Here is a 17,435-nt window from a genome sequence, read left to right on the forward strand (position 1 = left end):
TTCACCTACGACGACATCCTCTTCACCCAGCTGGGCGTGGAGCTCCCCTTCGACATCCTCGAGGACATCGACGAGGACGACGATGAGGATGACTACGACGACGAGGACGACGACTTCATCGAAGTCGACGAATAAGAGGACATCTTCTCGCTCAGGAGATAAGTGTGGGTGACATCGACGTTGATACAGACCTCCTACGATGGCAAGCAATATCGTGGATAACGGAGAGCAGGCACTCAGCGAAGTCTGTCAGCTCATAGCGCCAGATGTTGGAAACGCATCATCGTCGTGCGCGAGCGTAGCTGCAATGTTCAATGATGCCGCAACGTGCCTCGAGCAGCGGACACGTGAACTTGCTGCTCGTATCCGAGCTGTCGCCGACGATTTTGACTCGAACGAGGGCCGCTCGACGGTGACTATCGCTGCGTCAGGTGAGGGGGGATCGTAATGGCGTCAGTGCAGGGACTTGAATGCGTGTGTCCTGTCGACGCTGCTCCGGTCTATCAGTTCGCGGAGTCTTTGAAAGACCAGAATAAGACCTTTGAAGATGCGCGTGGGGATCTGCACAATGCTCGCACAACCATCACCTCAAGTATGACAAGCCGGGCCACCGATAGCCTCATCGACGAGCTTGATCGGCAAATCGCTCGGATCGATGAGACTGTCACGCACCGTCAAACACTCATCGATGCCACAATGACATTTCACGATGAGATTGTCACGTGCAAAGCTCGTTTCTCAAATATAATATTCCAAGCTTTATGTAACGGGCTCACGGTTGATGACAATACGATTATCGACCCTGCGCTGTCCGGTACTTCGCAATCGGGTGCTGCTTCTCTTAGTCCGAGCTACGAGGTTGCTCGTGAAGCCGCCTATCACGCATACAGCGATTTTTCGGCAGCGGAAGAAACGTATCGGCAGGCCTGTTCATCACTGATTGGAGTCTTGTCGTGGCTCGACGACCACCTCGGAGTTGATGCTGATCTTAAAGCGATCCCGCCGACCATTACTGGTTACGCTTGTACTATCGCTGATGCTTCAGTCTGGGGGACTATTGCTTACCGTCATTCTGTTTTCCGTCCGAGGAATCCTGTCACTGGGACCTTCGTTAGTAAGCAAGAGATGGGAGCTGTGAGGCAGGCCTGGGAACGAACAAAGCCGAACAATTGGTCCGCCTCTCCGGGGCGTGGCAAAGACGCGTTGAAGTTTAAAGGTTGGGCGGCGCAAGGAAGCAGGTACCTTAGCCGTGCAGCCGTCGTTGGCGCAGTCGTTGATGGTGGTATCGCAGCCTGGACTCAGTGGGAAGCTGATTCTGCTAATCCCGCAATGGGGCAGGGAGAGAGAGTCGCGCGAGCTACCACATCAGGTACGTTGTCGGGTGGTGGAGCGCTAGGAGGTGCTCTAGCTGGCGCAAAGTTTGGGGCATTTCTCGGCAGTTTCACTGCGAATCCCATTGGTATCGCCGTTGGTGGTGCTGTCGGTGGAATCGTCGGAGGATTAATTGGGTCCGGCCTCGGGCAGTGGGCAGCTAACGGAATTAATTCATTTATGTCGGATCAGATTCATGGATGAACTAGTCGCTTTTCTCTTTTCCTGTGCGCTTATTGCCGTATGGGGCCTTGAGATGTTTTGCGATTCACCGCGGCTCGACTACTTTCATGCCATTCGACCGACAAAGAACATGACGGCGCTGACCATTCCGAGCTTCGCCTTTGTTATTCTTGTTGTTGCCGCAGCGAAGACTCTCGAGAAGTACTGCGGAAAACTTCCTCACGCGGTATCTGCCGGTGTTCTGGCATTGTGCGCAATTGGTATGTTTGTTTTCCTCATCTCGTTATTTCCGATCAATCTGCCACGCGCCATGTACCCCGAGTACCAAGCCGAGAGACGTCGGCTCAAACGCCTGCAGCGCGAGTACGAACACGATCCCATGTTTATGCGTCGGGGCCCCTCGCTCGCTCAAACGCGCGAATGCCACTGCACGGCGCAGCCCAGCGACGGGGAGAAGACATGGCGCGAATGAACACAGAGTTCGGACGTACCGTGGTGACGGTAACGGACGGCGAATACGCGATTATCGCGCAGATCGCCACGGCCCTGCGGCGAGGAGGTGAGGACGGTCTGCGTGCGCTCTTGTCCACGCAGACCACAGACTCGCGGATGCTCGTCTACGGCGGAGTCGCCACATACGACCACCGACTCAGCGCGCAGATCGAGCAAAACCACCCCGGCCTCGTCCAAGGAATGTACCGCATCGACCTGTACCGCTTTGACACAAACGGTCCGTCACGCGCTGCCATCTACCCCAGCGAGAACAGGTGGAGCGCCGCAACCTCACACAAAACGGAGCGACGGATCACGAGCATCGAACCCGAGGACGGCCTGTCGATGATCATCTCAATGCTCGGCCTGGCGGCACGCACGGGAGAGACCTATCCACCCCACACATTGCCCCTCAGCGTCCTTCACCTTCTCCATGAGTCAGCTGAATCTCCCGGAGGATACCCCGTGCCTGCGCCCACCATGGTACGTGCAGAAAAGCCGCTGCTTGCCATGCGCAAGAAATACCGCTCCGACACGCGAGCGGCCAGCGGTCGATACCCGAGCCGCACACCACTGTTCACAGCCATCACCGAGCGCAGCTGGAGCCTGTCGTACGCGGCACTGTGGGATAACGAAGCGGGAGACTACACGGACATTATCCACCTGTTCGCCATCCCCGATTGTCTCTACGAATACGGGGCGCCGAGCGATGTACGCAACGGTACAGAGCTCCTTGAACTCACGCCCGTGTCGAGCACCGCAGCTGTTACGCGCGTGATTTCATGGCTTCCTCACAGCCCCACGCTCGACGCACTCTACAACGCTGTATCGGAGGAACTATCATGATGGACATGCTCCCTGACGGCTGGGCACTCATCGACCCAGGCGAAGCCCGGTCGGGCAGCCCCCTCGCCGACATATCAGCGACTCCTGGCATCCAACGCGTCGGTGTCGCCGTACAGGGTTCGGACGATTGGCACGACACCGTCGTGCTCACCAGTACCGATGTCCCCGATGATATGACCGACCGGCAGTGGCTCTCCGCCGCAGTGGATGAGAGCAGTCGCACGCTCCCGGGTTCGTACGTTGTCGACGTTACCCCCTGGAGTATGGATGCCGACACAGCCATCGTGGCGACGCTCGTCTCAATCGTCGACGGCCGAAGCCTCACCACTTTCCAATGGACCTGGGTAGCAGGTGAGCCTCGCCGCGTGTCCTACTGCCTGACGGGTACATGTCGAACCGAGGACTGTGGGTTGGCGCTCGACACCTTTGTTGACATTCTTGGCACGATCGGAGAAGGCCAATGATTCACATCCTCCCGGGTGTCGACGCGCCCTACGCGCTCATGACCCAGGCTGACCTGAACGCGCTAGCAGCCGCGGGACAATCAACGCGCACCTTCGAGTCGAAACCGACAGATCAACCTGGGACCAGCGACGAGCACGTCACGGCGCACATTGGGGACACCCTGGCGAACACATGCACGGTCGTCACCTCTTGGACTGCGACGGCTACCGCCATGAGGCGCTTCCAGTTTTTCATCGGGGAAACTCACGGCGTCGTTGTTCGGTGCGAGGGAGGAAATCAATACCCACGCGGAGACGATGACATCTCTGTGTGGCGGCTGGAGGCCTGCGAGGTCCCCAGCGCTTTCCTGGCATGCAGCGAACTGCGTCGGCGAGGAGCAGACCTGCCCTTCCCGGTGATTGTGCCCTCATCGCTGATGGCGGCACTAGAGAGCGCTCACCTGCCGACAATCGCCTCCAACATGAGGTCTTTTGCGCAGGGAATGCACGAGTACGTCAGAGAAATCGGGGACGAGGCAACCGACCAGTTCGCTCATGACATTCTTGCGGATGAATGGGCAACACAGTCAATCGTGTTCGATACGAGCGCGCGCAACAGCAACGAAGACGTGAGCAGTCTCTTCCTCCTATCAACTACGCACGCGCTGTGCGCACTCATCTCCGACGATGAGTTTGCTGCCATGTATCCCGGCATGGACGCAATAGACCTGCCACGGCGATTGTTTGAGCGTCATTCCCGCGTCGTGGCCTGTGCGATGAGGCCCATGCTCGTCTGGACAAGAATCGCCGACAAGCTGGTCGTCTGATCCGGGTTGCTACTGGGCGACCTCGGACAGCACCTCGCGAATCGGGGCGGGCAGGGCCGCAGTGTACTCCAGAAGCGTGTCAAGCTGGCGCACGGTGCGTGGGCCAACGAGGGCGGAGCTGACACCCGGGTAGTCGCGCACCCACGCCAGCGCCACGTCCGCAGTCGAGCGGTCCAAGCCGGAGGCTGCACGATGCGCCGCCTCGATGACCCCTCGGGCAAAGCCCGACAGGTACGGTTCCACCATGTGGCGCAGATGCGGGGACGCGGCGCGCGAGTCAGCGGGGGTGGAATGACGATACTTACCCGTCAACGCACCCCCCGCCAGCGCGGACGCCGCTACGACACCGACCCCCCGGCTGGCGAGCTCGCCCACTGTGCCCGCGTATTGGGCATCGACCAGTGAGAAAGGCGTCTCGACGAGCGTGATCGGCGCACTGGCGCCCACAACGCCGCGCGTCACGGCCTCGGCCAACTGCCAGTGCGAAGCACGCGAGAGACCCACATAGCGGGCGCGACCGCTACGGTAGGCCAGCGTCGCAGCATCCAGTGTTTCCTCGAGCGGCACCTCGGCGCGGGGTTCCACCAACCATACGTCCACGTAGTCGGTATTCAGGCGTGCCAAAGCATCATCCAGGCTGCGCAGCAGATCCCCGCGCCCCGCGGCACCCACCCAAGCCCTATCGGCTCCGCGTCGCATGCCACCACGCCAGGCGAGAACCACGCGGTGTCTGCCCACCGAGGCCACGGCCTCGGACACAACATCCACGGCCATCCCGTCCCCGTGGGATGGAGCGCATTCAACGAGGGAGCCGCCGGCGTCCACGAAGTGCGTGAGCATTTCGATGGCCTCAGGAGCATCGGTGTCGCGCCCCCACGTGAGGGTTCCCAAACCGATCTCTGACAGATAGAGGCCGGTGCGCCCGCATTGCTTTGAATTCATGACCCCTAGCCTAGCTGAGTCCGAGCCAACCACCGCGCATGCTCAGCCGGCATCGGGGGCGTGGCGCCCCCGAAAATCGGGCAGAGGGAACGCACGCCACACCAATTGCACAGCGGATTCTTGCGCGGAGCGAAGGAATCGTTGGCTATATCGGAGGCGATGCGTGTCCACAGTTCATCGATGTGGTGTTCGAACGCGCGGATGTCCTCGGAAACCGGGTCGAAGGTAATAACCTGACCCGCGCGCAGGTACACCAGCTGCATGCGCGCTGGCAGTACGCGAGTGCGTGCCAGGAGGAGCGCATAAAAGCGCATCTGGTACAGGGCTTCGTCGACGTAACGCGGACCAGGTGCCTTACCGGTCTTATAGTCGACCACGCGCAAACGACCGTCGGGGGCTGCGTCGATTCGATCGATAAATCCGATGAGGCGCACGCCTCCCTCAGTCGTCGTGCGAACGCGCTGCTCGCGGGCGGCAGGAGCGATCCACTGGGGCTGCTCAATCGCGAAGTAGCCGTCAATGACCCCGCGGACGTCGGCGAGCCAAGCCTCGCGATCCGCATCATCGACAAAAAGCTGAGCAATCGCCGGTGCTTTCGCGACAACCGTCTCGTAAGCGGGTGTGACCCGCGAGCGGGCGGCCTCGGGGGTGCGCTCGTTCGGAGCAAGCCCAAACAGCTCCTCAAGGACAGCGTGCACGACCGTGCCTAGAGCCTTCGCGCGTGTCTCTGGTTCGCGGTAACCATCCAGGACATGCAGGCGGTACTGAAGCGGGCAGCGTTCGTATTCCTTGGCGCGCGACGCAGACAGTGCGGGCTCCCACGTACGCGGACCGGGCAAGGGGGCGATCAGGTCTGTCATGAATACCACGCTAACCCCCGCCGCCCCCATCTGCGTCCTGCAAGGGGTGCGAAGGTTCGAGGCGCTATTCTTTACGTAATGACTATTCAGCGTAATAATTTCGAAACGGCCACCGACTTTGGTCAGTCCGTCCGCCGGGGTCTCCTTTCCGAGGGCGACCGCGTTCAGGTCCGCGATCCGAAGGGGCGCTTCCACCAGGTCATCCTGGTACGTGGCGGACGCTTCCAGTCTAACCGCGGCGGATTCAACCACGACGACGTGATCGGCCGCCCGGACGGTCAAGTCATCGTGACAGACGAAGGCCGCCAGTTCCAGATCCTGCGTCCCCTCCAGGTCGACTACGTCATGTCGATGCCGCGCGGAGCCGCCGTCGTCTACCCGAAGGACGCCGGCGTCATCACCCACATGGGCGACATTTTCCCAGGTGCCACGGTCGTCGAGGCCGGGGCCGGGTCGGGTGCCCTGTCGATGGCGCTCCTGGACGCCGTCGGCCCGCAGGGGCACCTGATCTCCGTGGAGCGTCGCCAGGACTTTGCCGACATCGCCACGGCGAACGTGGACCTGTGGTTTGGACACCGTCATCCCGCGTGGGACCTGCGCGTCGGCGACGTCGATGCGGTGCTGTGGTCCGCCAAGCAGGGTAGCGTGGACCGCGTGGTCCTCGACATGCTGGCCCCCTGGGAGAACATTGAGGCGATTACCCACGCGCTCATTCCCGGCGGTGTGCTCATCTGCTACGTGGCAACCGTGACCCAGATGTCGCGCCTTGTGGAGGATCTGCGTGCGTCCGAGCGCTTCACGGACCCGATTGCGTGGGAGGACATGCGCCGCGAGTGGCACCTTGACGGCCTGGCTGTGCGCCCCGAGCACCGCATGGTCGCGCACACCGGATTCCTCGTCGTCACCCGACTTCTTGCCCCCGGCGTCACGCCGCAGGAGCGTTCGACCCGCCCCGCTAAGGCCGCGGAGGGCCAAGGTGGAGCCTGGGACGACGAGGCGGACTGGTCCCTGGAGAAGGTTGGCCAGCGCGTGAACTCTGAGAAGAAGGTCCGTAAGGTGCGCCGCGACGTCGTCGCGCAGGCCGACACGTGGGCCAGCGAAGGACGAGAGGCACAGACCGATGAATGACACCGACCAGCGCCTCTCGCTCGAACGACGCGTCGTCTCGCTGGAAGAGAAGAACGGACGCCTCACGAGCGCCCTGACGGCCGCACGCACGGAGCTGATCCGCCTCCAGGGCGAGTTGGCTGACGTGTCACGCCCGCCGCAGACGCTCGCGACCTTCGTGCGAGCCTTCCCAGCCGCGCGCCAGATCGAGGTCGTGACGGGCGGCAAGCGCATGCGCGTGGCGGTCTCGCCCAAGCTCGACGTCACCGACCTGTCCTACGGGCAGTGGGTACGCTTGGACGACACGATGATCGCGGTTGCCGCGGACGATTTCGCGCGCAGCGGGCAGGTCGTCTCCGTCCTGGAGCTGGTGGGTACCGACCGCGTGCTCGTCGCCGCCGAGGGCGGCGCGGAGACTCTCTTGGAGCTCGCCGGGCCGCTACGACACGGCAACCTGCGCCCCGGGGATTCCCTCGTCGTGGACGCACGCTCGGGTATCGCGCTCGAACGCATCGTGCGCGAGGACGTCGAGCAGCTCCTCACCCCCGAGGTGCCCGACGTGACCTACGGGGACATCGGAGGCCTCGACGCTCAGATCGCGCAGGTACGTGACTCCATCGAGATGCCTTTTAGTCACCCTGAGCTTTATCGCCGTTTCGGTCTTCGCCCACCCAAGGGCATCCTTCTGTACGGCCCGCCCGGGTCGGGCAAGACACTCATCGCCAAGGCGGTCGCGAACTCCCTGTCCCGGCGTGGCGGGGCCTCGACGTTCTTCCTGTCGATCAAGGGTCCCGAGCTGCTCAACAAGTTCGTGGGAGAAACAGAACGTCAGATTCGCGCGATCTTCGCCCGTGCGCGCACGCTCGCAGCCGGAGACACTCCCGTCGTCATCTTTTTCGACGAGATGGAGGCTCTCTTCCGCACGCGCGGCACGGGAGTATCTTCGGACGTTGAGACGATGATCGTCCCGCAGCTCCTGGCCGAGATGGACGGTGTCGAATCCCTCGACAACGTCGTCATTATCGGCGCGTCCAACCGCGCGGACATGATCGACCCCGCCGTCTTGCGCCCCGGGCGCCTGGACGTGCGCATCCGGGTGGACCGCCCCGACCGTGCGGGCGCGCTCGACATCTTCTCGAAGTACCTGACCCCTCGGGTCCCGATCCACGCCTCCGAAGTCGCCCGCTTCGGCAGCCTCGACGAGGCCGTGGCGGGGATGATCGAACGCGCCGTGGACGCGCTGTACACCCGCGATGAGACGACCGCTTTGTTCCTCGCGACGCTCGTGAGCGGCGAGCACAAGCGCATCTACCTCGCCGACCTCGTGTCCGGAGCGCTCATCGCTGGCATCGTGGAGCGTGCTAAGAAGTATGCGATTAAGGATGCACTAACGGGAACTGCGTCGGGTCTGACCATGGATCACCTGTTGCGCGGCGTGCACGAGGAAATGAACGAATCGTTAGAGTTGGCAGCGACGTCCTCGCCGGAGGACTGGGCTCGCACGAGCGGACTCGCGCCCGAAATTGTCAGCGTGAAGCCGATTGGAGCAGTGAGATGAGCAGCGAACGCATCATCGGGACCGAAACCGAGTACGGCGTCTACCGCCCGGGCGACGCGTGGGCCAACCCGATTGCTTTGTCCACCCGCGTTGTGTCCGCATACGGCGAAATTTCACGTATTGGCACCCCGTCTGAGGGCGCTGGCATCGTGCGGTGGGACTACACGGGCGAAGACCCGCTCAACGACCTGCGTGGGATGCGCATGTCGCGCGCCGCCGTCGACCCGTCTCTGCTCACCGATGACCCCTATCACTTGGCCCCTTCGGGAGGCTCCGAGCCCATCGCTCGCCCCACCGCGGAGGAGCTCGCTCTACCTGCGGCAACGACCGCGGTGCTTACCAACGGCGCGCGACTCTACGTGGACCATGCACATCCGGAATACTCGGCTCCTGAGACCCTTGGGGCGCGCGACGCCCTCCTGTGGGATCGGGCGGGCGAAGTCATTGCTCGACGCGTCATGGAGCGTTTGGATGCCCTCGGTGAGGAACCCATTGTCCTGGTGAAGAACAATACGGACGGCAAGGGCGCGGCCTACGGGACCCACGAGAACTATCAGATGCCTCGCATCACCGACCTGGACACCATCATCCGTGGCTTGATCCCCTTCATGGTTACCCGACCCGTGATCTGTGGCGCGGGCCGGGTCGGGCGCGGGCAAAAGAGCGAGGTACCGGGCTTCCAGATGTCCCAGCGCGCCGACTTCGTCGAGAACGAGGTCGGACTTGAGACGACCTTCAACCGCCCGATCATCAACACGCGCGACGAACCCCACGCCAACCCCGCACACTTCCGCCGCCTGCACGTGATCGGCGGCGACGGCAACATGTTCGACGTGTCCGCCTTCTTGCGCTTCGGGACGACCTCCTTGGTCCTGTGGGCCATCGAGCAGGGCACCGACCTGCGCTGGGATGCGCTCGTCATGGACGATCCTGTCCAGGAGACGTGGAACGTGTCCCATCACCCTGACCTTGACTACACAATCGGCACAGCTGGTGGCTCGTACACGGCAGTTGAGCTTCAACAGATCTATCTGGACCTCGTCCTCGGTGTTTTTGAAGAGACTGGAACCACACCTACGGCGGCGGACCGGGAGATCCTCACGCTGTGGCAGTCCGTCCTCGACCGCATGCGCGCTGACCTTTTCTCGGTGGCAGCAGACGTTGAGTGGGTCGGAAAGTACCAGATCGTCAAGCGCCAGAAGGAACGAGCTGGCTTGGAATGGAACGATCCGCGCCTGGCTGCCATCGACCTGCAGTGGGCGGACCTGCGTCCCAGCCACGGCCTCGTCCATCGTCTCGCGAAGGCCGGCATGGTCACGCGCCTGGTGACGGACGAGCAAGTCGAACGTGCCGCCGACGTAGCACCAACGAACACGCGCGCGCACGTGCGAGGGTGGGCGGTCGGGAACCGCCCGGACCTGGTCAAGGCCTCGTGGTCATCGCTCGTCTTCGACCCCGGGGAAGGTGACCTTCTCCGATTCCCGATCGCCGATGCCCGCGACACCTCCACACGCTGAGACGACGACAGAAAGAAGAACACACCATGTCGAACCAGATTTTTGCCGGCGGCCCCACGCCCGACGACGACGCCACCGAGGCGGCGGGCCAGGTGCAGGCACGTACCGCATCGATTGATTCACTCCTTGACGAGATCGACTCCGTCCTCGAGACGAACGCCGAAGCCTTCGTGCAGGGTTTCGTCCAGAAGGGCGGCCAGTGACGTGAGGCGGAGAGTTTTCGGCATCGAAACGGAGTACGGGCTGACGGCCGCGTCCCCGTCCGGGGCGGCGCCGATGGACGCCGAGCACGCCGCTCGCCAGCTGTTCGAGCCGCTCTTACACCAGGGCCGTTCCTCCAACCTGTTCCTTCGTAACGGCGGACGCCTCTACTTGGACGTGGGCGCCCACCCCGAGTACGCAACAGCCGAGTGCGACCGCCTGGAGGACCTTCTCGAGCAGGACCGCGCGGGTTCCGTCATACTCGCCGACCTGGCGGTCCAAGCCGACGAAGCGCTCTTAGAGCTCGGCACCGACCTGCACATACACCTGTTCCGCAACAATCTGGACTCCCAAGGCAACTCGTATGGCTGTCACGAGAACTATCTGCTGCACCGACGCCGTGACTTCCGCCAGGTCGCCGACGCGCTCGTCGCTTTCTTTGTGACACGTCAGATCCTGGTGGGCAACGGGTGGATCAACACGTCTGCTGCCACGCCGCGACTACAGTTTTCTCAGCGAGCGGACCAGATGTGGGATGCCGTCTCTTCCGCGACGACCCGCTCGCGTCCGATCATTAACACGCGCGACGAGGCCTTGGCCGATTCAGGCGCATACCGGCGCATGCACGTGATCGTTGGTGACACAAACGTTGCTGAGCCGACGACAGTTTTGAAGGTCGGCATGACCGATCTTCTCATCCACGCCATCGAAGACGGACTCCAGATCGAGGATCTCGCGCTCGCTGATCCGATGCGAGCGATCCGAGAGATCAACGCGGATCTGACCGGCTCCACGCCGATAGAGCTGGCCTCGGGCCGCACCACCTCGGCCGTCGCCCTGCAGCGCGAAATCCGCGAGCGCGTGCTCGCTCGCATCCCCGTCGCCGAGCTCGACCCGATGCGCGCCTACGTCGTCGACCTGTGGGGTCGTGGCCTCGACGCGATCGCGAGCGGCAACTGGAGCGGGGTCGACACCGAACTCGACATCGCCATCAAGCGCTCACTGCTCGACTCCTACTGCGCGCGCACCGGCGCTGCCCTGAGCGACCCGCGAGTGGCCCGCCTCGAACTGTCCTATTCGGACATCACGGCGCAGGGTCTGCGTGAGCGCATGGAACGCGCCGGCCTCATGCGACGCCTCACGACGCCGGAGGGGGTGGCCCGCGCCACCACCGTTGCGCCGACGACGACACGCGCTCACCTGCGCGGTCGCATCATCGCGGCGGCGGAGGATGCACGCGCTGACCTCAGCGTCGATTGGGTGCACGTACGCCTGGACGATTCCACGGCGATTCCGCTCTCCCTGCAGGATCCTTTGGCCACTTCCGACCCGCGCGTTGATGGACTCATCGAGCAGATCAACGCGTCGTCTCCTACGATTCCCGCATGAGCCCTGCTGCACAGACCCCTGACTCCGTGAGTCCCCGACGCTCGAAAGGCTCCTCGCGGCGTGCTGCTGCGAGAGGCGGACGCTCCCGGGGTGCCTCGCGTGCCTCATTGCTGGGACGCCTTGTGATCGCGTTGGTTCTCATTGCTGCGGGAGTCGGCGTCGCCTGGTGGGCCGTCCAATCAACGGATCGGTCCCAGGTTGAAGTCCCAGCCGAGACCAGTGCCCAGTCGACGACGTTGCCTCTCTTCGAGCGGGTGAGTGTGTCCGGTCGCGTGGGCGCAACGCCGACTATTGAAATCAAGGCTCCTTTGGAGGTTGACGGGACGAAGGCAACCACCATCGTCGACGGCAGCGGTCGCGACATTACAGAAGGGTCGCCTGTTCTCGTTGCGATTACGGCATTCGATGGAGCGAGCGGACAGACGCTGTCAGAATCGGGACGTCCCCAGCTGAGCCTAGGAATCGTCGGCACGGACGCGATCGGTGATGAGCTGACGCGCATGGTCGTGGGCAAGCGCGAGGGTTCCCGTCTGGTTGCTTTCCGGACTATTGCGGCCGGAGCGGGCGCGCCCGGCTCGAGTAGCAATATCGAGGTTGATGTCATCGACATCCTGCCCAACATTGCGGTCGGCACCAGTGTGGATGCAACGGTGGGTCCTTTGAGCGTTGAGATGAGTCCTGAAGGTCCCATCGTCACGCACTCAGCGACCGTGCCCGACGGTGTGACGACTCAAGCCCTCATCAAGGGGGACGGTGTGCAGGTGCACGAGAGCGATCGGGTCGTCGCCCAGTTCACCGTGCTGGGCTGGACAGACGGCGTTGTTCGTGTATCCACGTGGGAGACGGGCATCCCGCAGGTCATTAACCTCGGGACTGCTATGCGTGGTCTTCAGTCGGCTCTGGTTGATCAGAAGGTTGGGTCGCGTTTGGCCATCACGATTCCACCGGACCTGGCGGCCGGTGACGACACGCTGTGCATCGTTATTGACATCCTGGGTACTGAACCGAATCTGTCCGGAGCCGCACAGTCCTCCTCGTCCTGATCGTTCACCCCGTGAGAGACGGCAGGCATGGGCACTTGGCCTTGTGGGACACTGGGGGACATGCTGAGATGGATGACCGCCGGAGAATCGCACGGGCCCGCACTGCTTGCCATGATCGAGGGGCTTCCTTCGGGACTGCATGTCACGACTGATGACCTGCGACGTGCCTTGGCCAGACGCCGCTTGGGCTATGGGCGCGGTGCTCGTCAGAAGTTCGAGACCGACGAGGTGTCGATCCTCGCGGGTGTACGTCACGGGGTGACCACGGGTGCTCCCGTTGCTATTCGGATTGGAAACTCGGAGTGGCCCAAGTGGGAGACCGTCATGAGCGCGGACCCCGTGGATCCCTCGGCTCTTCTCATTGATGCCGGTGCCGGCGACGAGCGCGAGGTCGCGCGTAACCGCCCGTTGACGAGGCCTCGCCCGGGTCACGCCGACCTGCCCGGCATGCTCTCCTACGATCTGCCCGAGGCTCGCCCCGTCCTCGAGCGCGCCTCCGCCCGCGAGACCGCCGCGCGCGTCGCCCTCGGCACGCTGGCCGAGGCGCTCCTCGATCAGGTGGCCGGCGTTCGCCTCGTCTCTCACGTCGTGGCCGTGGGCGCCCAGCGTGCCACGTCGCAGGCCGTGCCCACGCCCGCCGACGAAGAAGCCCTGTGCGCCGCGTCCATGCGCACGCTCGACCCGGCCGACAACGCGCGCTTCGAGGCCGCCGTGGACGAAGCAAAGCACGCGGGGGACACCATCGGCGGCATCGTCGAGGTCATCGCCTACGACGTGCCGGTGGGCCTGGGAACGCACGTGAGCGCGCGAGAACGCCTGGATGCCCGCCTCGCGGGCGCCCTCATGTCCATCCAGTCCGTCAAGGGCGTCGAGATCGGCGATGGATTCGCCCAGGCCGCCCTGCTCGGTTCCGCCGCGCACGACGAGATCGTGCGCGGGAAGGACGGGCATCTGACACGCACGTCCAACCACGCGGGCGGCATTGAGGGCGGCACTTCCAACGGTGCTCCCGTCGTCGCGCGCGCCGGCTTCAAGCCGATCTCGACCGTCCCGCGCGCCCTGCGCAGCGTGGACCTGGCGACCGGTGAGGAGGCGGTGGGCCTGCACCAGCGCTCCGACACCTGCCAGGTCGTTCCCGGCGCAGTCATCGCCGAGGCCGAGGTGGCCCTGGTGCTGGCCGACGCCCTCTTCGATCACGCGGGCGGACGTTCGGTGGGCGAGATGCGCCGCAATCTGGCCACCTACCTGAATGCCGTGGGGGAGCGCGCATGAGCGTAAACCTACCCATCGTGCTCGTCGGTCTGCCCGGCGCCGGTAAGTCGAAGGTCGGTCGCCTCCTGGCCTCCCGCCTCGGTGTGGACCACGTGGACACCGACGATCTCGTCGAAGAGCGCCAGGGGCGACCCATCGCCGACATTTTCGCCATCGATGGCGAGGCCGCCTTCCGCGTCATGGAAACCGACGCGGTCGCTTGCGCGCTCACGCGCAGCGCGGTCGTGTCTCTGGGTGGGGGAGCGGCCGCCACGCAGGCCGTGCGCGACCTGCTCGCTGGCCACACCGTCGTCTACATTGACGCTCCCCACAATGAGCTCGTGCGCCGGACCGCGTCCAAGACCCATCGTCCTTTGCTCGCGACGGATCCCGACGGGGCGCTGCGGCGCCTGCGCGAGGCGCGCGAACCCCACTACCGCGCCGTCGCCACGCTGACCGTTCCCAGCGGTCCGGGCCCAGCCGACGGCGTCGTCACCGACATTCTCACCCACCTGGAGCACTCATGAGCACCACCATCGAGGTGACCGGCGTCCAGCCGTCGACCATCACCGTCGGACGCGATCTCGGTTTCGATCCGATCGTCGCCGCGCTCGACTCGGCGGCGACCAAGGCCCTCATCGTCCACGCCCGCCCGCTCGCCGCCCGCGCGCAGGCCCTGGCCGAGCATCTGCGCAGCCTCGGGTACGAGGCCGCCACTGCCGACCACCCCGACGCCGAGGCCGGCAAGGCCATCGAGGTCGTGGCCGACCTGTGGGACACGTGCGGGCGCCTGCAGCTGGGCCGCAAGGACGCGATCATCGCCATGGGCGGGGGAGCGACCACCGACATGGCGGGTTTCGTAGCCGCCACCTGGCTGAGAGGCGTGAGTCTCATCAACGTTCCGACCACGCTGCTCGGCATGGTCGACGCGGCCGTCGGCGGCAAGACCGGCATCAACACGTCGGTAGGCAAGAATCTCGTCGGTTCGTTCTACCCGGCCCGCGCCGTCGTCGCCGACATGAGCCTGTTGTCCTCGCTGCCGCGCGAGGACCTCGCCGCCGGGGCCGCCGAAGTCATCAAGTGCGGTTTCATCGCCGATCCGGTCATCTTGCGCATCGTGGAGGAGACTGACCCTGACGTGCTCCTCGATCCCTCCAGCGAGCAGCTGGCCGAGATCACGACGCGCGCGGTCGCCGTCAAGGCGAGGGTCGTCTCTGCCGACCTGACCGAGGGGGGCCTGCGGGAGATTCTCAACTACGGGCACACCCTCGCCCACGCGATCGAGCGCGCGAACGACTACACGTGGCGCCACGGGGACGCGGTCGCCGTCGGCTGCTGCTTCGCCGCGCGACTCGCTCACGCCCGTGGGCAGCTCAGCTCCGAGGATGTTGCGCGCCACGACGAGCTCTTCTCCCGCGTTGGCCTGCCCACGCGCTACGAGGGACACACCCTCGAGGAGCTGACGCACATCATGGCCTCGGACAAGAAGGTACGCCGAGGCGTCTTGCGTTTCGTCCTCCTGGACGGCATCGCGAACCCGCGCACCGAGGCCGTCGAACCCGGCGAGCTCACGGCTCCCGCAGAGGCGATCGGAATTCGCCCGTGAGCATGATCGTCCTCATCGGAGTGACGGGATCGGGCAAGACGACGGTCGGTCGGCTCCTGTCTGAGCGCTACGGCATGCCTCTCTACGAGGTCGACGCCGCCGTCGAGGAGAGCCTGGGCGCACCGATGCGCACCCTCGTCGTCGGGCGCGACCCGCGCCTGGCCGAGGCCGCCCGTGCGCAGGCCGCGCACCTTTTAGACGCTAACGAGGGCATTGTCACGCTCGGGGCCTCCCAACCCCTCGACTCCGCCACGGCCTCGGCAATTCAGCAAGCACGTGCCGCGGGCGCGCATGTCGTCGAGCTCGGCGCCGATCTTTCCGCGGTATCTCGCCGAGAAAACCTGGGCGCACCGCGGTCGGTGGGACTTGGCGCACCCCGCGCGGTCCTCACCCAGCTGATGACACAGGCACGCGAGGCGTATGCGGCCGTGGCCGACACAACAGTCGATACGAGTACCCGCACCCCGCAAGAAGTCGCGGATTTCGTCGCCCGCGCGTGTAAACTGACCCCTGATTACTGATTCCTTCTCAAGTGAGGTACCCCTGTGGCAACGACAAATGATCTGAAGAACGGCCTCGTCATGGTGATCGACGGCCAGCTCTGGCAGGTTGTCGAATTCCAGCACGTCAAGCCCGGCAAGGGTCCGGCCTTCGTGCGCACCAAGATCAAGAACGTGCTGTCCGGCAAGACCGTCGACAAGACCTTCAACGCTGGCCTGAAAATCGAGACCGCGACCGTCGACCGCCGCGACATGACGTACCTGTACCAGGACGGCACCGACTACGTCTTCATGGACCAGTCGACCTACGAGCAGATCAACGTTCCTGCCGAGACCGTGGGCGATGCCCGCAACTTCATGGTCGAGAACCAGGACGTCATCGTCTCCCAGCACGACGGCACCGTCCTGTTCGTTGAGCTGCCCGCCACCGTCGTCCTGACGATCACGCACACCGAGCCCGGCCTGCAGGGTGACCGTTCCTCCGCCGGTACCAAGCCCGCGACGCTCGAGACCGGCTACGAGATCCAGGTCCCCCTCTTCATGGAGGAAGGCACCCGCGTCAAGGTAGACACCCGCGACGGCTCGTACTCGGGTCGCGTGACCGAGTAATGTCGAAGCAGCATCGCTTCACCTCGCGCACGAAGGCCCGCAAGCGCGCTGCCGACGTGGTGTACGAGGCCGACCAGCGCGGAATGGGGTCAAACCCCGACGTGCTGCGCGACCTGCTGCGCGAGCGCCGTGTTATCACGGCTGCGCAGACTCCGCTCCCGGATTTTTCGATCCAGATCATCGCTGGTGTGGCCGACAATCTGCGCCGCATTGATTCCCTGATTTCGGCGCATGCCCGCGTGCCCGGCTTGGATCGTATTGCTGCTGTCGATCTGGCCGTCATGCGCGTAGCCGTGTGGGAGATGCTGGAGAACGACGAGGTGTCGCCGATCATTGCTATCGATGAGGCGATTTCGATTGTTCGCTCGATTTCGACTGATACGTCGCCCTCGTTCGTGAATGCGGTCCTGGATGCGATTCGCAAGGATCTAGCTTCTCCCGCCTGGTCGCGCAGGCGTGGTGACGACGATGAGGGACCTGTGGTTGTTTCCTCGGAGAGTGACGAGGCCGTGTCAGGACCCGTCGATCACGGTGAATCCGATGGGTCTTTGCCTGTGCAGGAGGCACCCGTCCGAGCGCTTCCTGAAGGTGCAACGCCTCTCGATGGCGGAAGCGTCGAGGACGAGCTTGACGAGCTGCTCGAGGAATACTGAGCCGACGCCTCGACGACACAAGTGCATGGGTGTGGCC

The 17,435-nt window shown here is 64.0% G+C and carries 19 protein-coding genes and 1 pseudogene; 18 read left to right on the forward strand and 2 right to left on the reverse strand.

Features of this window, described 5'->3' with window-relative positions:
* The 6 genes and pseudogenes from RYL44_RS04170 to RYL44_RS04195 form a co-directional block, all read left to right on the forward strand.
* Window positions 1-135: pseudogene (locus RYL44_RS04170) on the forward strand (DNA primase); the annotation flags it as partial.
* A 384-nt stretch (window positions 136-519) separates the two neighbouring features.
* Entirely contained in the window at window positions 520-1,575 is a 1,056-nt protein-coding gene (locus RYL44_RS04175) for a hypothetical protein (protein ID WP_314975179.1), read from the forward strand.
* A complete protein-coding gene (locus tag RYL44_RS04180) occupies window positions 1,568-2,026 on the forward strand; it encodes a hypothetical protein (protein ID WP_073983266.1) in 459 nt (152 codons plus the stop codon). The genes RYL44_RS04175 and RYL44_RS04180 overlap by 8 nt, the downstream gene beginning before the upstream one ends.
* Window positions 2,014-2,892 (forward strand): hypothetical protein, encoded by an 879-nt coding sequence (locus RYL44_RS04185; RefSeq protein WP_276738346.1) that lies wholly within the window; start codon window positions 2,014-2,016, stop codon window positions 2,890-2,892. The genes RYL44_RS04180 and RYL44_RS04185 overlap by 13 nt, the downstream gene beginning before the upstream one ends.
* On the forward strand, window positions 2,889-3,356 hold the full coding sequence (locus RYL44_RS04190) for a hypothetical protein (RefSeq protein WP_073983268.1): 468 nt from the start codon (window positions 2,889-2,891) through the stop codon (window positions 3,354-3,356). The genes RYL44_RS04185 and RYL44_RS04190 overlap by 4 nt, the downstream gene beginning before the upstream one ends.
* The gene (locus tag RYL44_RS04195) at window positions 3,353-4,162 is read left to right on the forward strand and encodes a hypothetical protein (protein WP_073983269.1); all 810 of its coding nucleotides are present in this window, start codon (window positions 3,353-3,355) and stop codon (window positions 4,160-4,162) included. The genes RYL44_RS04190 and RYL44_RS04195 overlap by 4 nt, the downstream gene beginning before the upstream one ends.
* Window positions 4,163-4,171: 9 nt before the next feature.
* Here the strand turns inward: RYL44_RS04195 and RYL44_RS04200 are convergent, their stop codons facing one another.
* Together RYL44_RS04200 and RYL44_RS04205 are read right to left on the reverse strand one after the other, a co-directional pair.
* Entirely contained in the window at window positions 4,172-5,104 is a 933-nt protein-coding gene (locus tag RYL44_RS04200; protein WP_314975180.1) for an aldo/keto reductase, read from the reverse strand.
* A gap of 5 nt (window positions 5,105-5,109) precedes the next feature.
* Complete coding sequence (locus RYL44_RS04205) at window positions 5,110-5,964, reverse strand: RecB family exonuclease (RefSeq protein ID WP_073983271.1); 855 nt, start codon at window positions 5,962-5,964, stop codon at window positions 5,110-5,112.
* A gap of 78 nt (window positions 5,965-6,042) precedes the next feature.
* Between RYL44_RS04205 and RYL44_RS04210 the strand changes: the two genes are divergently transcribed.
* Genes RYL44_RS04210 through nusB form a run of 12 tightly spaced genes read left to right on the forward strand, consistent with a single transcriptional unit; the run spans window position 6,043 to window position 17,398 of the window.
* Window positions 6,043-7,092: a tRNA (adenine-N1)-methyltransferase gene (locus tag RYL44_RS04210; protein ID WP_314975181.1), complete on the forward strand. Its 1,050-nt coding sequence runs from the start codon at window positions 6,043-6,045 to the stop codon at window positions 7,090-7,092.
* The gene (gene arc / locus RYL44_RS04215; protein ID WP_314975182.1) at window positions 7,085-8,629 is read left to right on the forward strand and encodes a proteasome ATPase; all 1,545 of its coding nucleotides are present in this window, start codon (window positions 7,085-7,087) and stop codon (window positions 8,627-8,629) included. Before RYL44_RS04210 ends, arc begins: the two co-directional genes overlap by 8 nt.
* Window positions 8,626-10,146 (forward strand): depupylase/deamidase Dop, encoded by a 1,521-nt coding sequence (gene dop, locus RYL44_RS04220; RefSeq protein ID WP_314975183.1) that lies wholly within the window; start codon window positions 8,626-8,628, stop codon window positions 10,144-10,146. Before arc ends, dop begins: the two co-directional genes overlap by 4 nt.
* Window positions 10,147-10,172: 26 nt before the next feature.
* On the forward strand, window positions 10,173-10,349 hold the full coding sequence (locus RYL44_RS04225) for a ubiquitin-like protein Pup (protein WP_073983274.1): 177 nt from the start codon (window positions 10,173-10,175) through the stop codon (window positions 10,347-10,349).
* A 1-nt stretch (window position 10,350) separates the two neighbouring features.
* Window positions 10,351-11,736 (forward strand): Pup--protein ligase, encoded by a 1,386-nt coding sequence (gene pafA, locus RYL44_RS04230; RefSeq protein WP_073983275.1) that lies wholly within the window; start codon window positions 10,351-10,353, stop codon window positions 11,734-11,736.
* Window positions 11,733-12,779, forward strand: coding sequence for an FKBP-type peptidyl-prolyl cis-trans isomerase (locus tag RYL44_RS04235; RefSeq protein WP_073983276.1), 1,047 nt, complete (start codon window positions 11,733-11,735; stop codon window positions 12,777-12,779). Before pafA ends, RYL44_RS04235 begins: the two co-directional genes overlap by 4 nt.
* Window positions 12,780-12,839: 60 nt before the next feature.
* Complete coding sequence (aroC, locus tag RYL44_RS04240) at window positions 12,840-14,051, forward strand: chorismate synthase (protein WP_314975184.1); 1,212 nt, start codon at window positions 12,840-12,842, stop codon at window positions 14,049-14,051.
* Complete coding sequence (locus tag RYL44_RS04245) at window positions 14,048-14,557, forward strand: shikimate kinase (RefSeq protein ID WP_276738322.1); 510 nt, start codon at window positions 14,048-14,050, stop codon at window positions 14,555-14,557. The genes aroC and RYL44_RS04245 overlap by 4 nt, the downstream gene beginning before the upstream one ends.
* Window positions 14,554-15,636 carry a 3-dehydroquinate synthase gene (gene aroB / locus RYL44_RS04250; RefSeq protein WP_314975185.1) on the forward strand — a complete coding sequence of 361 codons (1,083 nt, stop codon included), beginning with the start codon at window positions 14,554-14,556 and terminating at the stop codon, window positions 15,634-15,636. Before RYL44_RS04245 ends, aroB begins: the two co-directional genes overlap by 4 nt.
* Complete coding sequence (locus tag RYL44_RS04255; protein WP_314768655.1) at window positions 15,633-16,157, forward strand: shikimate kinase; 525 nt, start codon at window positions 15,633-15,635, stop codon at window positions 16,155-16,157. The genes aroB and RYL44_RS04255 overlap by 4 nt, the downstream gene beginning before the upstream one ends.
* A 24-nt stretch (window positions 16,158-16,181) precedes the next feature.
* Complete coding sequence (gene efp / locus RYL44_RS04260) at window positions 16,182-16,745, forward strand: elongation factor P (RefSeq protein ID WP_009055954.1); 564 nt, start codon at window positions 16,182-16,184, stop codon at window positions 16,743-16,745.
* Entirely contained in the window at window positions 16,745-17,398 is a 654-nt protein-coding gene (gene nusB, locus RYL44_RS04265) for a transcription antitermination factor NusB (protein ID WP_314768657.1), read from the forward strand. Before efp ends, nusB begins: the two co-directional genes overlap by 1 nt.
* Window positions 17,399-17,435: the final 37 nt, after the last annotated feature.

Origin of the sequence: Actinomyces bouchesdurhonensis, assembly GCF_963540955.1 — a bacterium.
GTDB classification, from domain to species: domain Bacteria; phylum Actinomycetota; class Actinomycetes; order Actinomycetales; family Actinomycetaceae; genus Pauljensenia; species Pauljensenia bouchesdurhonensis.